General features: G+C 73.3%; 17 protein-coding genes and 1 pseudogene. 13 read left to right on the top strand and 5 right to left on the bottom strand.

Going from position 1 to position 20314, the window contains the following annotated elements; genetic code table 11:
* The first annotated feature begins 74 nt into the window (after positions 1-74).
* From AB0F68_RS19885 to AB0F68_RS19870, 4 genes are all read left to right on the top strand, one after another.
* Positions 75-779, top strand: coding sequence for a beta-ketoacyl-ACP reductase (locus tag AB0F68_RS19885; protein ID WP_357340231.1), 705 nt, complete (start codon positions 75-77; stop codon positions 777-779).
* Positions 780-801: 22 nt separating this feature from the next.
* Complete coding sequence (fabI, locus tag AB0F68_RS19880; RefSeq protein WP_357340229.1) at positions 802-1569, top strand: enoyl-ACP reductase FabI; 768 nt, start codon at positions 802-804, stop codon at positions 1567-1569.
* Positions 1570-1640: 71 nt separating this feature from the next.
* A complete protein-coding gene (locus tag AB0F68_RS19875) occupies positions 1641-2672 on the top strand; it encodes a ferrochelatase (protein WP_357340227.1) in 1032 nt (343 codons plus the stop codon).
* A complete protein-coding gene (locus AB0F68_RS19870) occupies positions 2621-3487 on the top strand; it encodes an HAD-IIA family hydrolase (RefSeq protein ID WP_357340260.1) in 867 nt (288 codons plus the stop codon). The genes AB0F68_RS19875 and AB0F68_RS19870 overlap by 52 nt, the downstream gene beginning before the upstream one ends.
* Positions 3488-3494: 7 nt before the next feature.
* Here AB0F68_RS19870 and AB0F68_RS19865 read toward each other — a convergent pair whose 3' ends face one another.
* A complete protein-coding gene (locus tag AB0F68_RS19865; protein ID WP_357340222.1) occupies positions 3495-4289 on the bottom strand; it encodes a hypothetical protein in 795 nt (264 codons plus the stop codon).
* 161 nt (positions 4290-4450) lie between these two features.
* Here AB0F68_RS19865 and AB0F68_RS19860 point away from each other — a divergent pair, with 161 nt between their 5' ends.
* Positions 4451-5272, top strand: a complete 822-nt coding sequence (locus AB0F68_RS19860; RefSeq protein ID WP_357340219.1) for a DUF3097 domain-containing protein — start codon at positions 4451-4453, stop codon at positions 5270-5272.
* Here AB0F68_RS19860 and AB0F68_RS19855 read toward each other — a convergent pair.
* Positions 5269-6732: an NF041680 family putative transposase gene (locus AB0F68_RS19855; protein WP_357340217.1), complete on the bottom strand. Its 1464-nt coding sequence runs from the start codon at positions 6730-6732 to the stop codon at positions 5269-5271. The genes AB0F68_RS19860 and AB0F68_RS19855 overlap by 4 nt on opposite strands.
* A 349-nt stretch (positions 6733-7081) precedes the next feature.
* Here AB0F68_RS19855 and tnpB point away from each other — a divergent pair, with 349 nt between their 5' ends.
* Positions 7082-8467, top strand: a complete 1386-nt coding sequence (gene tnpB / locus AB0F68_RS19850) for an IS607 family element RNA-guided endonuclease TnpB (RefSeq protein WP_357340215.1) — start codon at positions 7082-7084, stop codon at positions 8465-8467.
* Here the strand turns inward: tnpB and AB0F68_RS19845 are convergent.
* Complete coding sequence (locus AB0F68_RS19845; protein ID WP_357340211.1) at positions 8448-9767, bottom strand: serine hydrolase domain-containing protein; 1320 nt, start codon at positions 9765-9767, stop codon at positions 8448-8450. The genes tnpB and AB0F68_RS19845 overlap by 20 nt on opposite strands.
* Before the next feature lie 91 nt (positions 9768-9858).
* Between AB0F68_RS19845 and AB0F68_RS19840 the strand changes: the two genes are divergently transcribed.
* The 4 genes from AB0F68_RS19840 (at position 9859) to AB0F68_RS19825 (ending at position 14694) form a co-directional block, all read left to right on the top strand.
* A complete protein-coding gene (locus AB0F68_RS19840) occupies positions 9859-10332 on the top strand; it encodes an NfeD family protein (RefSeq protein ID WP_357340207.1) in 474 nt (157 codons plus the stop codon).
* Between the two features lie 4 nt (positions 10333-10336).
* A complete protein-coding gene (locus AB0F68_RS19835) occupies positions 10337-11443 on the top strand; it encodes an SPFH domain-containing protein (protein WP_357340204.1) in 1107 nt (368 codons plus the stop codon).
* Between the two features lie 136 nt (positions 11444-11579).
* Positions 11580-12377, top strand: coding sequence for a hypothetical protein (locus tag AB0F68_RS19830; protein WP_357340202.1), 798 nt, complete (start codon positions 11580-11582; stop codon positions 12375-12377).
* A 112-nt stretch (positions 12378-12489) separates the two neighbouring features.
* Complete coding sequence (locus tag AB0F68_RS19825; RefSeq protein ID WP_357340200.1) at positions 12490-14694, top strand: transglycosylase domain-containing protein; 2205 nt, start codon at positions 12490-12492, stop codon at positions 14692-14694.
* Between the two features lie 15 nt (positions 14695-14709).
* On the opposite strand, the gene AB0F68_RS19820 is transcribed toward AB0F68_RS19825, so the two are convergent.
* Positions 14710-15312, bottom strand: a complete 603-nt coding sequence (locus AB0F68_RS19820) for a dTMP kinase (RefSeq protein ID WP_357340198.1) — start codon at positions 15310-15312, stop codon at positions 14710-14712.
* Between the two features lie 129 nt (positions 15313-15441).
* Between AB0F68_RS19820 and AB0F68_RS19815 the strand changes: the two genes are divergently transcribed.
* The gene (locus AB0F68_RS19815; RefSeq protein WP_357340196.1) at positions 15442-15999 is read left to right on the top strand and encodes a dihydrofolate reductase family protein; all 558 of its coding nucleotides are present in this window, start codon (positions 15442-15444) and stop codon (positions 15997-15999) included.
* A 4-nt stretch (positions 16000-16003) separates the two neighbouring features.
* Here AB0F68_RS19815 and AB0F68_RS19810 read toward each other — a convergent pair whose 3' ends face one another.
* The gene (locus AB0F68_RS19810; RefSeq protein WP_357340194.1) at positions 16004-17842 is read right to left on the bottom strand and encodes a thiamine pyrophosphate-requiring protein; all 1839 of its coding nucleotides are present in this window, start codon (positions 17840-17842) and stop codon (positions 16004-16006) included.
* A gap of 111 nt (positions 17843-17953) precedes the next feature.
* Here AB0F68_RS19810 and AB0F68_RS19805 point away from each other — a divergent pair, with 111 nt between their 5' ends.
* On the top strand, positions 17954-18763 hold the full coding sequence (locus tag AB0F68_RS19805; protein ID WP_357340191.1) for an RNA methyltransferase: 810 nt from the start codon (positions 17954-17956) through the stop codon (positions 18761-18763).
* Between the two features lie 53 nt (positions 18764-18816).
* Positions 18817-20262 (top strand): annotated as a pseudogene (locus tag AB0F68_RS19800) (PucR family transcriptional regulator ligand-binding domain-containing protein); the annotation flags it as partial.
* Between the last annotated feature and the right edge of the window lie 52 nt (positions 20263-20314).

Genomic DNA, 20314 nt, shown 5'->3' with positions numbered 1-20314 from the left:
CGCGTTAGCGCTTACCTACCGGTAACCCCTAGGCTCGCCACCGACCGAGAGATCAGCTGAGCAGAGGGGGAGCCGTGGCCCGTACCGTGCTGGTGACCGGCGGAAACCGGGGAATCGGCCTGGCCATCGCGCAGGCCTTCGCCAAGCAGGGCGACCGGGTGGCGGTGACCCACCGCAGCGGTGAGGCCCCGGCGGGGCTGTTCGGAGTGAAGTGTGACGTGACCGACGCCGAGTCGGTGGACGCCGCGTTCACCGCGATCGAGGCCGAGCTGGGCCCGGTCGAGGTGCTGGTCGCCAACGCCGGCATCACCGACGACACGCTGCTCCTGCGGATGTCCGAGGAGCAGTTCACCCGGGTGCTCGACACCAACCTGACCGGCGCGTTCCGGGTCGCCAAGCGGGCCTCGACGAAGATGCTCCGCGCGAAGTGGGGCCGCATGATCTTCATCTCCTCGGTGGTCGGCCTCGCTGGCGGCGCCGGTCAGGTCAACTACGCGGCCAGCAAGGCCGGCCTGGTCGGCGTGGCCCGGTCGATCACCCGCGAGCTGGGCAGCCGCAACATCACCGCGAACGTGGTGGCGCCCGGCTTCATCGACACCGACATGACCGCCGTGCTGTCTGAGGAGCGCCGGGCGGAGATCCGCAAGTCGATCCCGGCCGGCCGGATGGCCAGCCCGGACGAGGTCGCCGCCGCGGTCACGTGGCTCGCCTCGGACGCGGCCGCGTACATCTCCGGCGCCGTCATCCCGGTCGACGGCGGCCTGGGCATGGGTCACTGAGAAAGTACGGAGGGAACTGCGAATGTCCGGACTCCTGGCCGGTAAGCGGCTGCTGGTCACCGGCGTCATCACCGACGCCTCGATCGCCTTCTCGGTGGCGAAGCTCGCCCAGGAGAACGGCGCCCAGGTCGTGCTCACCGGCTACGGCCGGCTCTCCCTGGTCGAGCGGATCGCCAAGCGGCTGCCCGAGCCGGCCCCGGTGATCGAGCTGGACGTGACCAACGCCGAGCACCTGGCCGGCCTGGCCGACCGGGTACGCGAGAACGTCGACGGCCTCGACGGGGTGGTGCACTCGATCGGGTTCGCCCCGCAGAGCTGCCTCGGCGGCGGCTTCCTCGACGCGCCCTGGGAGGACGTGGCGACTGCGCTCCAGGTCTCCACCTACTCCTACAAGTCCCTCGCCATGGCGGCGCTGCCGCTGATGTCGGCGGGCGGCGCCGTGGTGGGCCTCACCTTCGACGCCACCAAGGCCTGGCCGGTCTACGACTGGATGGGCGTGGCCAAGGCCGGGCTGGAGTCCGCCTCCCGCTACCTGGCCCTGCACCTGGGCAAGCAGGGCATCCGCAGCAACCTGGTCGCCGCCGGGCCGCTGCGCACCATCGCCGCCAAGTCCATCCCCGGCTTCGACCAGTTCGAGGAGGCCTGGGCCGGGCGCGCCCCGCTGGGCTGGGACCTGACCGACCAGGAGCCGGCCGCCCGGGCCTGCCTGGCGCTGCTCTCCGACTGGTTCCCGGCCACCACCGGCGAGATCGTCCACGTCGACGGCGGCTACCACGCGATCGGCGCCTGAGACCGGGCGCGAAACCCGCTCGTCCCGGGGTGGTCGCCGGAGCGACACGGCCGTCGGGGGAGAATGGCAGCATGGCGTACGACGCGTTGGTGCTGGTCTCCTTCGGCGGCCCCGAGCGGCCCGAGGACGTGCTGCCCTTCCTGCAGAACGTGACCCGGGGGCGGGGCGTGCCGCCGGAGCGGCTCGCCGAGGTCGCTGAGCACTACCTGCACTTCGGCGGGGTGTCCCCGATCAACCAGCAGTGCCGTGACCTGCTCGCGGCGATCCGGGCGGACTTCGCCGCGCACGGCGTCGACCTGCCGGTCTACTGGGGCAACCGCAACTGGGACCCGATGCTCGCCGACACCGTGGCGCAGATGCGCGACGACGGGATCCAGCGGGCCCTCGCCTTCGTGACCAGCGCCTACGGCGGCTACTCGTCCTGCCGGCAGTACCAGGAGGACATCGCCGCGGCCCGGGCCGCCGTCGGCCCGGACGCCCCGCTGATCGAGAAGCTGCGCCAGTTCTGGGACCACCCCGGCTTCGTCGAGCCGCACGCCGACGCGGTCCGGGCCGCGCTGGCGCAGCTCGACCCGGCCCGGCGGGACAGCACCCGGCTGGTGTTCACCGCGCACTCCGTCCCGGTGTCGGCGGCCGCCACCGCCGGCCCGCACGGCGGCCGGTACACGGCCCAGCTCGCGGAGACGGCCCGGCTGGTGCACGCCGCCGCCGCGCCGGACCTGCCGTACGACCTGGTCTGGCAGAGCCGCTCCGGGCCGCCGCAGGTGCCGTGGCTGGAGCCGGACATCAACGACCACCTGGCCGCGCTCGCCGGCGAGGGCGTGACCGGCGTGGTGGTCAGCCCGATCGGGTTCGTCTCCGACCACCTCGAGGTGGTCTGGGACCTGGACACCGAGGCCCTCGACACCGCCAAGCAGCTCGGCCTGGACTTCGTCCGCGCCGGCACGCCCGGCACCGACCCGCGCTTCGTGGCAATGGTCCGCGAGCTGGTGCTGGAACGAGCCGCCCCGGACGGCGAGCGGTACTTCCGCCGCCTCGGCGAGCTGCCCACCTGGGACACCTGCCCGGCGCTGTGCTGTGTGCCCCCGGCCCGCCGTCCCTGAACCCGACCACCTCCGACACCCCATGGGGACGACAGATGCATGACCGCAAGCCGGTGCAGAGCTGGCTCACCGACATGGACGGCGTGCTGGTGCACGAGGGCCAGCCGGTGCCCGGCGCGCCCGAGTTCATCAAGCGGCTGCGCGCCTCCGGCAAGCCGTTCCTGGTGCTCACCAACAACTCGATCTACACGCCGCGGGACCTCCAGGCCCGGCTGGCCCGGATGGGGCTGGACGTGCCGGAGGAGGCGATCTGGTCGTCCGCGCTGGCCACCGCCCAGTTCCTGGCCGACCAGCGGCCGGGCGGCACCGCGTACGTGATCGGCGAGGCCGGTCTCACCACGGCGCTGCACGCGGTGGGCTACGTGCTCAGCGACTTCGCCCCCGACTACGTGGTGCTGGGCGAGACCCGCACCTACAGCTTCGAGGCGATCACCAAGGCGATCCGGCTGATCAACGACGGGGCCCGGTTCATCTGCACCAACCCGGACGCGACCGGCCCGTCGGTGGAGGGCGCGCTGCCGGCCGCCGGTTCGGTGGCCGCCATGATCTCCAAGGCGACCGGCGTGGAGCCGTACTTCGTCGGCAAGCCGAACCCGATGATGATGCGCTCGGCGCTGAACACCATCGACGCGCACTCCGAGTCGACCGCCATGATCGGCGACCGGATGGACACCGACATCCTCTGCGGCTTGGAGGCGGGGCTGGAGACGATCCTGGTGCTCACCGGGATCAGCAGCCGGGTCGAGGCGGAGCGCTACCCGTACCGGCCGTCGCGGATCGTCGACTCGGTGGCCGATCTGATCGACGAGGTCTGAGCCGGGCTCAGGGGCGCAGCGGGGCGTTGCAGGCGGCCACCAGGGCCTGCCGGCAGGCGGTCGTCAACGGCCGCAGCGCCGCGTCCCGCTGCTGCGCCTCGTAGGTGTTCACCGCCCCGCCCGGGGCGCTTTCCCCGGCCAGGGCGAGCACCCGGTCCAGCACGGCCGCGCGGGCGAACAGCCGGCGGGACCGCGGGTCGAAGCCGGGCGGCAGGTCGGTCCCGCCGTCCGGGCGGCGCAGCGCGGCGAGCGCGCCGGCCAGCTCGGGCCGCCACTGGGCCACGTCGAGCCGAGTCAGCGCGGCGGTCGTCTCGGCCAGCGCGGCGGCCAGTTCGGCCTCCGCCTCGGCCGCGCCGGGCGTGATCAGCGATGCCTTCGGCGCGTCCACCGGCAGCGGGTAGACCCGCCAGAGCACGGTCTCCCAGGTCATCCCCGAGCCCGAGGTGTGCGTGCGCACCTCGGGGACGAAACCGAGCCCGCTGGCCACCACGGCCTCGCCGGCCAGCAGCGCCGCCCCGGCGAAGTCGCCGGGGCCGGGCAGCCCGCGCGGGTCGCCCGGGGCGGGCAGCACCAAGCGGATCTCGTCCGGGGAGAGCTTGGCCAGGCTGGGCAGCGCGTCCCGCAGAGACACGTCGGTCCAGGTGCCGGGGGCGTCGGCGACCAGGTGCTCCTCGTCGCCGGCGATCTCGTCGGCGACCTCGTCGAAGGGCACCAGGCCGGCCCGCCAGGCGCGTACCCAGGCGACGAAGCGGCTCGACCGGCGCGGAGCCAGCGTGGCCGCGCCCGTTGCGGGGGAGGACATGCCGAAAGGGTACGTGCTCGCCGCCGTCGCTGTCTCGGCTGCCGCTCCGGCGGCGTGACCTGCCCCCAACTACCCCCTTCGCCCCTTTCTGTGCCACCGGTGGGGCGGCTGCTCGGCGCGTCGCCGGGCGACACGCCGGGCCGGTGGCTAGCGTGATCCACATGGCGGGGCGATACGACGGCGACGTGCTGGCGGGCGACTGGCGGCGGCGGAAGGTGACCCCGGAGGTCGACGCCGAACCCGACCTGGTGGTCGAGGACGCCGACTCCGGGTTCTGCGGGGCGGTGGTCGGCTTCGAGGCCGGCGCGGTGGTGCTGGAGGACCGGCACGGCCGGCGACGCAACTTCCCGCTGCTGCCCGCCGCGTTCCTGCTCGACGGCCGGCCGGTCACCCTGCGCCGCCCGGCCCGCGCCCCGGCGCCGGCCGCCCGGCGGCGCACCGCCTCCGGCTCGACCGCGGTCGACAACGTTCGGGCCCAGGTCGCCAAGGCCAGCCGGATCTGGGTCGAGGGCGTGCACGACGCGGCCCTGGTCGAGCGGATCTGGGGCGACGACCTGCGGATCGAGGGCGTGGTGGTGGAACCGCTCGACGGCATCGACGCCCTCGCCGCCGAGGTACGCGCCTTCGACCCAGGCCCCGGCCGCCGGCTCGGCGTGCTGGTCGACCACCTGGTGCCCGGCTCCAAGGAGAGCCGGATCGTCGCGCAGGTCACCTCGCCGCACGTGCTGGTCACCGGGCACCCGTACGTCGACGTGTGGCAGGCGGTGAAGCCGCGCGCGCTGGGCATCCCGGCCTGGCCGGTGGTGCCGCCGGGGCGGCCCTGGAAGGAGGGGGTCTGCGCGGCCCTCGGGGTGGCCGAGCCGGCGGACATGTGGCGGCTCATCCTGTCCCGGGTGGACAGTTTCGCGGACGTGGAGACGCCGTTGATCAACGCGGTGGAGCGGATGATCGATTTCGTGACTTCGCCTGAGCTTGATCTTTAACCTGTTCGGCGTGGACGGGGATTCGCGGTCTTCGTTATCTTGATGCCCGGTTTGTTGGTCTTTTTGGTGGTCGCGATGTGGACGTCGTGACGCGGGGTGGGCTGGGTGTTGCGGCGGCCGGGTGGCCGTCCAGGTCCTGGTCGGGAGGGTTTCGGTGCGCCGGCGGGGCAGGTGGCCTTCGCGCGGAGGTGTCGAAATCCCCGCCGGACGCGGGCGGGTGACAGGCGCTGCGGTGGTGCTGGTTTCTCCCAGGGACGGCGCAGGTCGGTGGCCAGGGCGCGGGCGAGGCGGAGCTGGGTGTAGGCGGCGAGGATCAGCCAGGTCCATCGGTCGGCGGCCTGCGGACCGCGGATCTTCGGGCAGGTCCAGCCGAGGGTCTGTTTGAACAGGCGGAATGTGTGCTCGATGTCGAAGCGGCGCAAGAACGTCTGCCAGAGCCGGTCGACGTCAACGGCGGTGGGGTCGACGCCGGACCACCACAGCCACACCGGTTTCGGGGTCGCGCCGCTGGGCAGGTGGCCGACCTCCAAGCGGATGACCGTTCCTTCGATGACCGGCAGTGTCTTGGCTGAGTTGGTCCAGGCGTTTCGGTGGGTCAGCCGGGGGTGCAGCCGGTTCCAGGCCCGGGCCCACGCCGTGCCGTAGAGGCGGGTGTCGGTGACGGTGGCCGCGTCGGGTTCGCCCCAGGTGGCGGGATCACCGAAGACGAACTCGCCGCCGTGACGGGGCGGCCGGCCGATCGTCCCGGGCTGCCGGGGTGGCGTGGCTCGGCGCAGTACCCGGTCCGAGCGCATCCGCGCGAGGACCTGCACGGGCAGATCGGCCAGGAGGAACGCCAGGCGGGGCGCGTCGTAGCCGGCGTCGGCCACGACCAGGATGTCCGGATCCCCGGCCTGCCACTGCCCGGCCGTGACCAGTCGCCCCACGATGTCCCGTAGCTGCCCGGCGGTGACCGTCGCGGCGTCAGCACCGGGCGCCAGCCGCACCGCGTCCAACGGCGCGGTCCATGAACTGCGGCCCGGCTCCAGCGCCACGACCATGGAATACGGCCAGCCTGGGACCATGATCGTCTGGTCCTTACCGCGGCCGTAGGTGTGGCACAGGATCCGCTGCGGCGAGGTGTGCGCGTCCGGCCGCAGCCAGCAGGTGATGTCCACCGCCAGCACGAGACGCCCGTCGGCCGCCCGCGGCAACGGCACCCCCGCGAGGGCGGTACGCAGCCGGTCGACGTCCAACCGCCCGCACGCGAGGGCGTCGTACAACGCCCCGTGACCACGACGGTGCTCACCCACCAGCGACAACTCCACCAGCGACCGCACCGGCCCATCGGCGCACAACACCGCGTCCGTCAGGTCGAACAACGCGTCCGCACGCGCGGTCAAGCAGGCGTAGAACACTCGCCGGAACCTGTCCAGGTCCCCCACGGCATCAGCCGCACAACGCTCATGCACACTGGTCACCAGAACAGCCCTTGGTTATCGATGTTCTTCCCTAGACAAGAAGATCATCGACCAAGGGCTGTTTCCGTGATCAGCCAGGGTCGCTAAAGGACCTGCGGGGGTTAAAGATCAAGCTGAGTAGTGGTTGCGGTTCAGGGCCGGGGCGACCGTGCCCGGCTCCGGGCGGTCAGCAGTGAGTGTGCCGGACATCTTTGGCGTTCTTAGTACCTGTGGTGATCTGGGTGAATCTTAAGGAGTGGGCGACGTCGCAAGGCGTCGCGTGCATCACCGCTCGGCGGCAGTACGCGGCAGGGACGTTGCCTGTTCCCACGTTTCGTCTTGGCGGCATCGTCACAAAGCTCGGGCCGACGTGAAGACGTTGCAGGCGTACCGGTTCGCCCTTGACCTCACCCCTGCGCAGGAGCGGGGGGTGCTGGCGCATGCCGGGGCTGCCCGAGTCGCTCATAACTGGGCGCTGGCGCGGGTGAAGGCTGTCATGGAGCAGCGTGCCGCCGAGCGCACTTACGGCGTGCCCGAGGAAGTGCTGACTCCGGTGGTCGGTTGGTCGCTGCCCGCGCTGCGCAAGGCGTGGAATGCCGCCAAGGAAGATGTCGCGCCGTGGTGGCGGGAGTGCTCGAAGGAGGCGTTCAACACTGGCCTCGACGCGCTGGCCCGCGCGTTGAAAAACTGGTCGGACTCCCGTGGTGGCAAGCGGGCCGGCCGCCCGGTCGGGTTCCCCCGGTTCAAGTCCCGCCGTCGCACAAGGCCATCAGTGCGATTCACGACTGGCGCGATCCGGGTGGAGCCGGACCGCAAGCATGTGGTGTTGCCCCGCCTGGGACGGTTGAAGCTGCACGAGTCCGCCCGGAAGTTGGCCCGTCGCATCGACAACGGCACCGTCCGGATCATGTCCGCAACCGTCCGGCGTGACGGCGGCCGGTGGCATGTTTCCTTCTGCGTTGAGGTTGAGCGCGCCGAGAACGTCCCGACCCGACCAGCGAGCGTTCTCGGCGTGGACGTCGGTATCAAACACCTCGCGGTGCTGTCCACGGGCGAACTGGTGCCCAACCCGCGTCACCTCGATGCCGCTCAACGTCGGCTGCGGACCCTCGGCCGGGCGATGTCCCGTAAGACCGGGCCGGACCGACGGACCGGCCGCCAGCCGTCGAGCCGTTGGAAGCGTGCCTGTCTCCGGCTCGGTCGCGCTCACGCTCGGGTGGCTAATCTGCGCCGTGACGGCCTGCACAAGCTGACCACCCGGCTCGCGCGGGAGCACGGCACGGTCGTGGTGGAAGACCTCAACGTCGCCGGGATGTTGCGTAACCGGCGGCTGGCCCGGCACATCGCCGACGCCAGCTTCGGTGAGCTGCGCCGGCAGTTGGCCTACAAGTCTGAGTGGAGCGGTGGGCGGCTTGTCGTCGCCGACCGCTGGTATCCGTCCTCGAAAACGTGCTCGGGCTGTGGCGCGGTGAAAACCAAGCTGCCCCTGTCTGAGCGTGAATATCAGTGTGAGGCGTGTGGCCTGGTCGTGGATCGTGACCACAACGCCGCACTCAACTTGGCCGCGCTGGCGGCTGAGTACGACACCGCCGGGAGTGGCCCGGTGGCAGCACGTGGAGCCGACCATAAGACCCGCGCACGCGGGCAGGTGGCTGTGAAGCGTGAACCCGGCACGGTATCCGCCGGCAAGACCGGGACCGTCCCACCGCAAGGCGGGACTGCTGATCGTGTGCTCGCTAAAGCGCACCGGAAGTAACGGTCCTGGTGAAGACGAAGGTGGCGATGTCGAGAGCGACCGCTTGCCCCGCCTCGTCGCGGATGACGGTGAGGAGTTCGCCGTCCTGGGAACCTGAACGGCCACGCCAGCGGTCGGGGGCCTCCGGGGTGAACCTGAGCTGGGGATTACCGACCAGGCCACCAACCAGGTCGCCGGCGGGGTCGATGCGGAACTCGTACTCGTTGCCCATCCACCACCAGCGGCCGGTCAGCTCGGCCAGGTCGGCGGGCGGCGGAGCCTCGGCCGGGCGCCACGGGGCGGGCGCGGCGGGCTCGGCGTCCAGCACCAGGGTGAGGATGTCGCGGGCCAGGCCGACGACGTGGTGGCCGGCGCGCAGCCCGTACGAGTTGGCGAAATCGACCACGCCGGTGCGGGTGGGGCGGTGCACGGCCAGGCCGGCGACGTACCCGGGCATCGAGCCGCCGTGGCCCACGTACACCCGGTCGCCGACCCGGTAGAGCTCCACGCCGAGGCCGTGCCCGCCGGTCCAGGCGTCCAGGTCGCTGATCACCACGGGCGCGCACATCTCGGTGAGCGTCGCCGGGGCGAGCAGATCCGGGGCCGGGTCGGCCAGGAAGGCCGCCCAGCGGGCCAGGTCCTCGACCGTCGACCAGAGCTGGCCGGCCGGCGCCATCGCCCCGGTGTCGGTCCGCGGCTCCTCCCGGAGCGTGTCGTGCCAGGGGTGCACCACGTAGCCGCGGGCGTACGGCTCGGTCGGGTGGTAGGTGGTGCGGCGCATGCCCAGCGGTTCGAGCAGTCGCTCGCGGAGCAGGTCGGCCCAGGGCGTGCCGGTGATCCGCTCCAGCACGCCGCCGAGCAGCCCGTACGCCAGGTTCGAGTAGTGGTAGACGTGGTGCGGCGGGTGGGCGATCTTCGCCGGGGTGAGCCCGGCGAGCAGGGTCGCCAGGTCGGCGCCCGCGGCCCGCTCCCACCACTGCCCGTCGGGCTCCCGCTGCAGGCCGCTGGCGTGCCCGAGCAGCTGGCGCAGGGTGAGCGCGCCGACCGGGGTGCCGGGCAGGTGCTTGTCCAGCGGGTCGTCCAGGGCCAGCTGGCCGGCGTCACGCTGCTGCATCACCAGCACGGCCGTCATGGTCTTGCTGATCGAGCCGATCCGGTACTGGAGGTCCGCGTCAGGGCGGGGCTGCTCGCCGGCGAGCGCGACGTGCGCCAGGTCGCCGTCCCGGACCACCCCGAGGGCGAGCGAGGGCCCGCGCCCCTCCGCCTGGGCCCGGGCGACCAGCAGGTCCACCTGTCGGGCGGTCTCGGGCAGCAGGGCCATGGCGTCCTCCTCGGCGGTCTTCGGCGCGGTGCCGAGCTTAGGTGATCATGCGGGGTCGTTGCTGCGTGCGTCGGCGTGTCACGATCTAAGGGTGGACGCCGTGTTCTGGATCGTGCTGGGTGTGCTGCTGGCGGTCGCCGAGATCTTCACGACGACGCTCTTCCTGATCATGTTCGCGGCCGGGGCCTTCGCCGCCGCCGGCGCCGCGGCGCTCGGCGCGCCGGTCGCGCTCCAGGCGCTGGTCTTCGCGGTGGTCTCCGCGCTGTCGGTGGCGCTGGTCCGGCCGGTCATCAAGCGGCACGCCATGCCGGCGCTGGAGAGCGGCGACCAGCCGTTCGGGGTCGAGGCGATCGAGGGCTCCAGCGCGGTGGTGCTGGAGCCGGTGGACGCCGAGCGCGGCCTGGTCAAGATCGACGGTGAGCTGTGGACGGCCCGGTCGTACGACGCGACGCGCAGCTACGCGGCGGGCGAGCGGGTGCAGGTGATAAAGGTCCGGGGCGCGACCGCCCTGGTCTGGCAGGACGAGATTTCCACCCCGGGCGGACTGCCCGAAGGGAAAAGGTGAAGGCATGGAGTTTGCAGCGATCCTGTTGATCGCCGTCGCCGTGATCGTCGTGGTGACGCTGGTGAAGGCGGTGCGGATCGTGCCGCAGCAGCGCCAGGACGTGGTGGAGCGGCTGGGCAAGTACAAGCGGACCCTGAGCCCGGGGCTGAACCTGCTGGTGCCGTACGTCGACGCGGTGCGGACCAAGGTCGACATGCGGGAGCAGGTGGTCAGCTTCCCGCCGCAGCCGGTGATCACCTCGGACAACCTCGTCGTCTCGATCGACACGGTGCTCTACTTCAAGGTGGTCGATTCGGTCCGCGCCACCTACGAGATCTCCAACTTCCTCCAGGCCATCGAGCAACTCACCGTCACCACGCTGCGCAACGTGATCGGCTCGCTGGACCTGGAGCGGGCGCTGACCAGCCGCGAGGAGATCAACCGGCACCTCTCCGGGGTGCTGGACGAGACCACGGGCCGGTGGGGCATCAAGGTGACCCGGGTCGAGATCAAGGCGATCGAGCCGCCGCCGAGCATCCGCGACTCGATGGAGAAGCAGATGCGCGCCGAGCGTGACCGCCGCGCCGCCATCCTCAACGCCGAGGGGCACAAGCAGTCGCAGATCCTCACGGCCGAGGGTGAGAAGCAGGCCGCCGTGCTGCGCGCCGACGGTGACCGGCAGGCCCGGATCCTCCAGGCGGAGGGCCAGGCCAAGGCGATCCGCACCGTGTTCGACGCGATCCACCAGGCCAACCCGAGCCAGAAGGTGCTCGCCTACCAGTACCTCCAGGCCCTGCCGCAGATCGCCAACGGCACCGCCAACAAGGTCTGGATCGTCCCGACCGAGCTGACCAAGGCCCTGGAGGGCATGGGCGGCGCGCTCGGTGGCCTGGCCAACATGGTCGGCGACGTGCCGTCGCCGGAGGCCACCAAGAGCGCCGTCGAGGTGGAGCGGGAGGCCGCCGAGGCCGCGCACGCGGCCGCTACCGCGGCCCAGGAGATCCACGACGAGGTACGCGTCGCCGAGGCGCAGGCCACCGGCGGCAACGCCCCGCAGGGGCTGCCGGCGCCCGAGCCGGTCTCCCCGCAGAGCCTGCTCAACGACCCCTCCGACCAGCGCGAACGGGGCTGAACGAGGACGTCGCCGGCAAATCCGAGAATCCCTCATGCGGCGCCCCGGTGCCTGCCACGATCGGTCTGAGGACGGGTGGTGACCAGGACCGGGGCGCCGTTGCGCGTCCCGCGCCGCCCGCGGAGCGAGGTGACGCATGAAGGATCCGGCGAACCGGCTGTTTTCCAGGACCCCGGTCCCCGGCGCGCACGACCCGGCCGGGCCGCTCGGCAGCCGGCGTACCGGGGGTGGGTTCGGGGTGCTGCCGTTCGTCGCCGAGCCCGGGCCGGCCGCCCCGGCCACCGACGCGAGCTGGGCCTGGTCGGTGCGGCGGTTCGCCCGCGCGGCGGTCTGGCTGCTGCCCGCGTACGCGGTCCTCTACGGCCTGGTGGCGATGGCCAGCGACGGCGGGGTGGGCAACGACCCCTACCCGGCCGAGGGGCAGCCGCTCTACCTCGTGGGGTGGGTGGCCTCGGTCTGGCTCGGGCTGCTCGCCCTGCTGGCGCTCGCCGGCCTGCTCGCCGCCACCCGGTGCCGGCGGATCGCCCTGGTCGGGCTGCTGGCCAGCATCGGCGGGATGGTGCTGATGCTGCCCTTCGCCGGGCTGGCCGAGCAGGCGCCGGTCTTCGGCACCACCGCGCGCACCCTGGTCCTGGTCGGCTCGACCTTCTACAGCCTGGGCTGGCTCCTCGTCGGCTGGTCGGTCGCCCGGTCGGGGATGTTCTCCTACGGCGACGGGACGATGCTGATGATCGCCGCCCCGCTGCTGGGCCTGGGCGGCGCGCTGATCGGCTCGTTGCAGACCTTCGGCGCGATCTTCGTGCTGGTCGCCGGCATCGGCATCGGCTACCGCTCCGGGCGCCTCGTGCCCGCCACGATCGCCCGCGACACCGTCGCGGCCAGCGTGGCCGCCACCCCGGCTCCGCCCCCCAACGGCCCGCTCGCCGCCGGCTGACCGGTTCCGCCCGGTTCCGCGTCTCCGCCGGAGCTGGGAGGTCGCCGTGAGGTAACTGACAGTTGCCTGGCGGGGTGGCCGGTTGGCGACATTCGCGGCAATCCTGGAGTCCATGCCGTCTCCCCGGTCGCCACTGTCGCGGCTCTTCACCGTGCTGCTCGCCGGCGTCCTCGCCGGGCTGGTCCTCGCGGTCGCCGCGCTCCCGAGCGGCCTGCTCGGCGGGCTCGCCGCCAAGGCCGGCCTGGGCGCGTACGCGGAGCTGCCCGACGCGCTGCGCACCCCCGCGCAGCCGCAGCGCTCCTACCTCTACGCCAACGACGGCAAGACCCTGATCACCACGTTCTACGACGTCAACCGCACCGACGTGCCGCTGGCCGAGATCGCCCCGGTGATGCGGCAGGCGATCATCGCGGCCGAGGACCGCCGCTTCTACTCCCACGGTGGGGCCGACCTGCGGGGCATCGCCCGCGCCCTGGTCGCCAACGTCAAGGGCGGCGGCACCGAGCAGGGCGGCTCCACGCTGACCATGCAGTACGTCCGCAACGTGCTCAAGACCGACCCGACCCGCACCGCCGAGGAGCGGCAGGCCGCCACCGAGCAGACCGTCGGGCGCAAGCTCCAGGAGATCCGGTACGCGAACGCGCTGGAGAAGACGCTCAGCAAGGACGAGATCCTCAACCGCTACCTCAACATCGCGTACTTCGGCTCCGGGGCGTACGGCGTCGCCGCGGCCAGCCAGCGCTACTTCGGCAAGGCCCCGGCCGACCTGACCCTGGGCGAGGCGGCGCTGCTGGCCGGGCTGGTCCAGTCGCCCGACGAGTACAGCCCGATCGACGGCGACAAGGACCAGGCGCTCGCCCGCCGGGGCTACGTGCTCGACTCGATGGCCGCCACCGGCGCGATCACCGCCCAGCAGGCCGCCGCGGCCAGGGCGGAGCCGCTCACCCTGCACCCGACCGCCCAGCCCAACGGGTGCACCGCGACCGCCGCGGGCCACGACGACTGGGGCTTCTTCTGCGACTACCTGCGCCAGTGGTGGCTCGCCCAGCCGGCCTTCGGGGACACGGTCAAGGAGCGCGAGCAGGCGCTGCGCCGGGGTGGCTACACCGTGGTCACCACCCTCGACCCGAAGATCCAGCAGACCGCGCAGAAGCAGGCCACCTCCGTCTACGGCTACGGCAACAGGCGCGCCCTGCCGATCGCCGCGGTCGAGCCGGGCACCGGGCGGGTGCTCGCCATGGCGGTCAACCGGCACTACAGCCTCGCCGACAACCCGGCCGGGCAGGCCAACCACCCGAACACCGTCAACCCGCTGATCTCCGGCGGCGCCAGCGTCGACGGCTACCAGGCCGGCTCGACCTTCAAGCTGTTCACCATGCTCGCCGCCCTGGAGGCCGGCAAGCCGCTCGCCACCGGCTTCGACGCCCCGGCCAAGCTGCCCACCCGCTACGCCTCCGACGCCGAGGGCAACTGCGCCGGCAAGTGGTGCCCGGCCAACGCCAACCCGGAGTGGATGGACGGCTACCGGATGATGTGGGACGGCTTCGGCCGCTCCGTGAACACCTACTTCGTCTGGCTGGCCGAGCAGGTCGGCGAGGACAAGGTGGTGGAGATGGCGCAGCGGCTCGGCATCACCTTCCGGGCCGACTCCGACGCCACCTTCGCCAAGGACAACGCGGAGAACTGGGGCGCGTTCACCCTCGGCGTGGCCGCCACCACCCCGCTGGACCTGGCCAACGCCTACGCCACCGTGGCCGCCGAGGGGACGTACTGCTCGCTGCTGCCGGTGGTCTCGGTGACCGCCGCCAACGGCGAGAAGGTCGACGTCGGCCAGCCCTCCTGCCGGAAGGTGCTGGACGCCGACGTGGCCCGGGCGGCGACCGACGCGGCCCGCTGCCCGGTCGGCCAGCAGTCGGCGTACGGGCAGTGCAACGGCGGCACCGCCACCTCGGTCGACCGGCTCGTCGGCCGACCGGTGGCGGGCAAGACGGGTAGCTCCGAGCAGAACGCCACCGAGACCTTCGTCGGGTTCACCCCGCAGGTGGCCGTGGCCGGCATCGCGGCCAACCCCGACGACTCGACCGACCTGGTCGGCTCGGCGGTGCAGGCCAAGGTGATCGACGCCGTGGCCCGGGTGATCAGGACGGCGGTGGACGGCAAGCCGGTGCGGGACTTCACCGCGCCGAGCCGCGAGCTGGCCGGCGACCCGCAGCGCCCGCAGCCGCGTCCCACCCCGCAACCCGAGCGGCGCCAGCAGGACCGGGACAACCTCCCCTCGGACCTGCTCCGCTGGCTCCAGGGCCGCGGCCGCGGCTGACCTCGATCCGCGGTGTCACCCCGCCACCAGGGGTGACACCGCGCGGTCCAGGGCCGCCGCCACCTCGTCGGGCTCGGCGTCGCCGTCGAGCACCACGAACGAGCCGAAGTCGGGCAGGGACCGGTAGGCGGCGTCCAGCGCGCGCAGGTGACCCAACTCCTCGGTGTCGATGCCCCGGGCCGCCACCCGCCGCTGCGCCACCTCCGGCGAGGCGGCCAGGAAGCAGACCACCGCCGGGCGCGGGAAGATCGCGTACGCGGCCCGGACCGCCCGCCGCCCCCGGTCGCCGCGGGCGGCCATGATGACGTCCTGGCACCAGGTCCACCGGTCCAGCACCGCGGTGCGCCCGGTCAGCCGGGCCACCAGCACCGTGCGGGCCATCGCCAGCGCGCGGACCGTCGCCTCCAGCGCCGGATAGAGGGTACGGCCGAACAGCGCCACCCCGTCCGGCCGGCCGAGCGCGCGGGCCAGCCGGTTCCACAGCGGCCGGCCGCCGGCGTTCTCTAAGTAGGTCGCCGGGATCCCCCCGGCCGTCAGCCGGCGGGCGAGCGCCCTGGCCTGGGTGCTCTTGCCGGAGCCGTCGACACCGACCAGGGCGATCATCACGGAACGGGCCACGGATCCGGACGGTAGTCGCCCTCGGCAAATCTCCGGAAAAGATCCGCGCCGGCTGTCGGATCCGGTCGGCCGGCTCCGACCCACCGGTGAGCGCGCCCGCCGGGGCGTCACCGAGCGAGGAGAGACACCATGCGCAAGCTCATCCACTGGGTGCACCAGTCGGTCGACGGCTTCATCGAGGGGCCGAACGGGGAGTTCGACTGGCCGGTCATGGGGCGGGAGCTGTCCGCGTACTCCTTCGAGCTGACCGACCGGGCCGACGCCTTCCTCTACGGCCGCAAGGTGTGGGGGTTGATGTCCTGGTACTGGCCGCGCGCCGAGCAGATCTCCCAGGACCCGCACGACCTGCGGTTCGCCCCGATCTGGGCCCGCACCCCGAAGATCGTCATCTCGCGCACGCTGGAGAGCGCCGAGTACGGCGCCCGGGTGATCGGCCGCGACCTGGCCGCCGAGGTCGCCGAGCTGAAGGCGCAGCCGGGCAGGGATCTGCTGCTCACCGGTGGCGCCGGCGCGGCGGCGGCCCTGACCGAGCTGGGGCTGATCGACGAGTACCAGGTGGTGGTGCACCCGGTCGTGCTGGGCGGCGGCACCCCGGTCTTCCCCGGCAAGGACCGCCTCGACCTGCGGCTGACCGGGACCCGGGGCTTCGACGGGCGGTCGGTGCTGCTGCGCTACGAGCGGGCCTGACGCCTCACCGGTCGCGGCGGCGGGGACGGTACGTGGCGAGTACCGAGGGCAGTCCCCGCCGGAGGATCTCCGTCCGGTCGCTGTCCCCGCGCAGCACCGCGGCGGCCGTCTTGCGGGCCTGCTCGACGGTGGAGTGCGGCGGCAGCATCAGCTCGGCCGGGTCCACGACCGCGTTCACCACCACCGGCCGGTCGGCGCTGAGCGCCCGCTGCCACAGGTCCGGCACCTGGTCGGGGGAGTCGACCAGCACACCCTCGAGCCCCAGCACCTCGGCCCACTTGTGGTAGCCCACGTCCGGCAGGTCCTGGCTCGCCGGGAACATCGGCGTCCCCTCGCCGGAGCGCTGCTCCCAGCTGACGAAGGACAGGTCGCGGTTGTTGAGCACCAGCACCACAAAGCGGGGGTCCGCCCACTCCCGCCAGTACTTCGCCACGGTGATCAGCTCGTTGACCCCGTTCATCTGCATCGCGCCGTCGCCGATCAGCGCGACCAGCGGGCGGTCCGGGTGGGCGAACTTCGCGCTGATCGCGTACGGCATGGCCCCGCCCATCGAGAGCAGGGTGCCGGAGAGGCTGGCCAGCATGCCGGGGCGGACCCGGACGTGGCGGGCGTACCAGGCGGTCGCGGTGCCGCAGTCCACCGCCAGCATGGCGTCGTCGGGCAGGGCGTCGTCCAGGGTGGCGAAGAGCAGCTGCGGGTTCACCGGGTCGGCCGTCTGCTCGGCCAGTTCCCGCTGGGCCTGCCGCCACTTCCCGGTGGCGTCGGCCAGCGTGGCCCGCCAGGTGGCCGGCACCGGCCCGGTGCCCAGCTCGCGCAGCAGCGCCCGCAGGGTCGGCGCGGCGTCGCCGGTCAGGTTCACCTCGGTCGGATAGCGCAGCCCCATCCGGCTGCCGTCCAGGTCGATCTGCACCGCCCGGGCCTGCCCCTGCGGCGGGTAGAACTCCGAGTACGGCATCTGGCTGCCCACGATCAGCAGCCGGTCGCACTCCTGCATGAGCTGCCAGCTCGGGCGGCTGCCGAGCAGGCCGATCGCGCCGGTCACCCAGGGTTCCCGGTGGTCGACGGCGGCGAAGCCGAGCAGGGCGGTGGCGACCCCGGCGCCGAGCCGGTCGGCGACCCGGCGGACCTCGTCCTCCGCGCCGAGGGCGCCCTGCCCGACCAGCATGGCGACCTTCTGCCCGCCGCGCAGCACCTCGGCCGCCCGGCGCACCTCCTCCTCCGGTGGCACGGTCGGCGTGCTGCTCGGCACCGCGCTGGTGTGGTAGTAGCCGTGCGCGTGCGGCGGCTCCGGCACCGCCGGCTCGTCCTGCACGTCGGAGGGGAGCACCAGGGCGGTGACCGTACGCCGGGCCAGGGCCGTCCGGCAGGCCCGGTCCACCAGGTGCCGCGCCTGCGACGGGTCGTCGAGCTGGGCGAGGAAGGCCGACGCCACGTCCTTGTAGAGGGCGAGCAGGTCGACCTCCTGGTAGTAGCCGCCGCCCTCGGCGGGCAGCGCGGTGTGCCCGAGCAGCGCCACCACCGGCTGGTGGTCGAGCTTGGCGTCGTAAAGGCCGTTGAGCACGTGGATCGCGCCCGGACCGCTGGTCACCACCACGCAGCCCAGAGGACCGCCGCCGTACTTAACGTGGGCGCTGGCCGCGAAGCCGGCCGTCTCCTCGTGCCGGACCTGGATGAACTGGGCCCGGCCGGCGGCCCGTTGCAGCGCGGAGGTCATCCCGTTGATGCCGTCTCCGGGGTAGCCGTAGTAGCGGTGCACACCCCACTCGGCCAGCCGGGCCACGATGTAGTCGGCGACCGTGGCGTCCCGGGGCAGCCGGCCGTCGCCGGTGGGGTCCGCGCTCATCGTGGTGGTCCCTTCGTCGCCGTCCGGTTTCCCGGGCTCCGTTCCCCGACCAAGGCGACGGAAACCCGAGGCCGCGCCGGACCCACCGGACGGACCAGGCAGAATCGTCCGGTGCCCGTCCACGAGATCACCGACCCCGACGACGACCGGATCGCCGACTATCGCGCGCTGACCGACGTGGAGCTGCGGACCCGCTGGGAGCCGCCGCACGGGCTGTTCATCGCCGAGGGGGAGCTGGTGCTGCGGCGGGCGCTGCGGGCCGGCTACCCGGCCCGGTCGTACCTGGTGGACGCCAAGCGGGTGGACCAGCTCGCCGACCTGGACACCGGCGACACCCCGGTCTACGCGGCCACCCAGGAGGTGCTCCAGCGGGCCACCGGCTTCCACGTGCACCGGGGCGTGCTCGCCTCGTTCCGCCGCAAGCCGCTGCCGTCCGCCGCCGAGGTGCTGGCCACCGCCCGGCGGGTGGTCATCCTCGAGGACGTCAACAACCACACCAACCTCGGCGCGATCTTCCGGGCCGTGGCGGCGCTCGGGGTGGACGCCGTGCTGCTCTCGCCGACCTGCGCCGATCCGCTCTACCGGCGCAGCGTCCGGGTCAGCATGGGCGAGGTCTTCGCCATCCCGTACGCGAAGCTGGAGCCCTGGCCGGACGCGCTCGGCCAGGTCCGGGCGGCGGGTTTCACGGTACTGGCCATGACGCCCGCCCCGGACGCGGTGCCGATCCAGCGGCTGGACGCCGGGCAGCGGGCCCGCGCGGCCCTGCTCATGGGGGCCGAGGGGGCCGGCCTCACCCGGGCCGCCATGGCCGCCAGCGACGTCCGGGTGGTGATCCCGATGCGGCGCGGAGTGGACTCGCTCAACGTCGCCGCCGCCACCGCGGTGGCCTGCTGGGAGCTGGGCCGCGACGACCCGCTGTGACCCCCGGCCGGCGGCGCTCGGAATCGGCGGTGACGCAGGGTAGCGTGTCGCCCGTGTTCCCTACCGTCCGTGAGGTGCTCGCCCTGGTGCCGGTGCGCCACGGCGCGCCGCGCCTGGTCGCCGGGGACGCGGGCCTGGACCGGCCGGTGCGCTGGGTACACGTGGCCGAGGTGCCCGACATCGCCACCCTGCTCGGCGGCGGCGAGCTGGTGCTCACCACCGGGATCGGGCTGCCCGCCGACGACGCCGGGCTGCGGGCGTTCATCGGCGACCTGGCCGACGTCGGGGTCTCCGGGCTGGTGGTGGAGCTGGGCCGCCGCTACGTCAGCGGAGTGCCCCGGGTCATGGCGGCCGCCGCCGAGCGGCGCGGGCTGCCCCTGGTCGAGCTGCGCCGGGCCACCCCGTTCGTGCGGATCACCGAGGCGGTGCACGCGCTGATCGTGGACGCCCAGCTCACCGAGCTGCGCGCCACCGAGGAGATCCACCAGCGGTTCACCGAGCTGTCGGTCGAGGGCGCCGAGCCGGCCGAGGTGGTGCGGCAGGCCGCCGAGCTGGCCGGCTGCCCGGTGGTGCTGGAGAACCTGTCCCGGCAGGTGCTGGCGTACGACCCGGCGGGGGAGAACGCCGAGTTGCTGCTGGACGGCTGGGAGCAGCACTCCCGGCGGATCCGGCCGGCCGGGCGCACCGCGTACGACCCGGACAGCGGGTGGCTGGTGACCACCGTCGGCGCCCGGGGCCAGGACTGGGGGCGCCTGCTGCTGCGCTGGCCGGCCGGGGGCGACGAGCTGACCACGCGCGGTCCCGACCGGCCGTCGGCCGGCGCGGATGACCGACCGGCGTCCGACGCCTTCCCGGCCACGACGGCCGGGGAGGCCGCCGCCGGGGCGACCGGCCGGCCGTCCGGCGGGTACGACGCCGACCGCGGTCAGCCGAGCGCCGGCGCCGCCCCGGTCGACGCGGCGTCCGTCGACGCGGCGCCGGTCGACACCGCGCCGGTCGGCGGCTGGACGCCACCGCATCCGCGTCGGGACCCGGGCTTCAGCGGGGGACCGGGCGCGACCCCACCCACCCGGCTCACCATCCTGATCGAGCGGGCCGCCTCCACCCTCGCCCTGGGCCGGCTCATCCGGCGCGACGCCGAGGGGCTGGAACGCCAAATCCACCGCACCCTGCTCACCGCCCTGATCGACCACTCCCGCCCGGTGGACGAGGTGGCGCTGCGGGCCAAGGCGCTCGGCGTGACACTGGACCGCCGCCACCTGGTCGGCGTGGTGGTCCGGCACCGGGCCGACGACCCGACCGAGGGCGGCGGCCCGGGCCCGGACGCCGGCCCCGAGGCCGGTCCGGCCCGGCTGCGCGACCTCGCCGAGGCGGTCGGCCAGGCGCTGCGCGAGGCCAAGCTCACCGCGCTGACCAGCGCCGTCGACGACCAGGCGGTCGGCGCGTTGCTGGCGCTGCCCGACCCGGCCGCCGAGGAGAAGGCGCTCGCCGCGTTCGCCGCCGCGTTGCGCCGGGTACGCCTCGACGCCGACCCGGCCCGCCCGCCGACGC

The organism is Micromonospora sp. NPDC023966, from assembly GCF_040639095.1.
Classification (GTDB): domain Bacteria; phylum Actinomycetota; class Actinomycetes; order Mycobacteriales; family Micromonosporaceae; genus Micromonospora.
The sequence above is the reverse complement of the archived record's forward strand: the minus strand, read 5'-3'. Positions and strand labels throughout refer to the sequence as shown.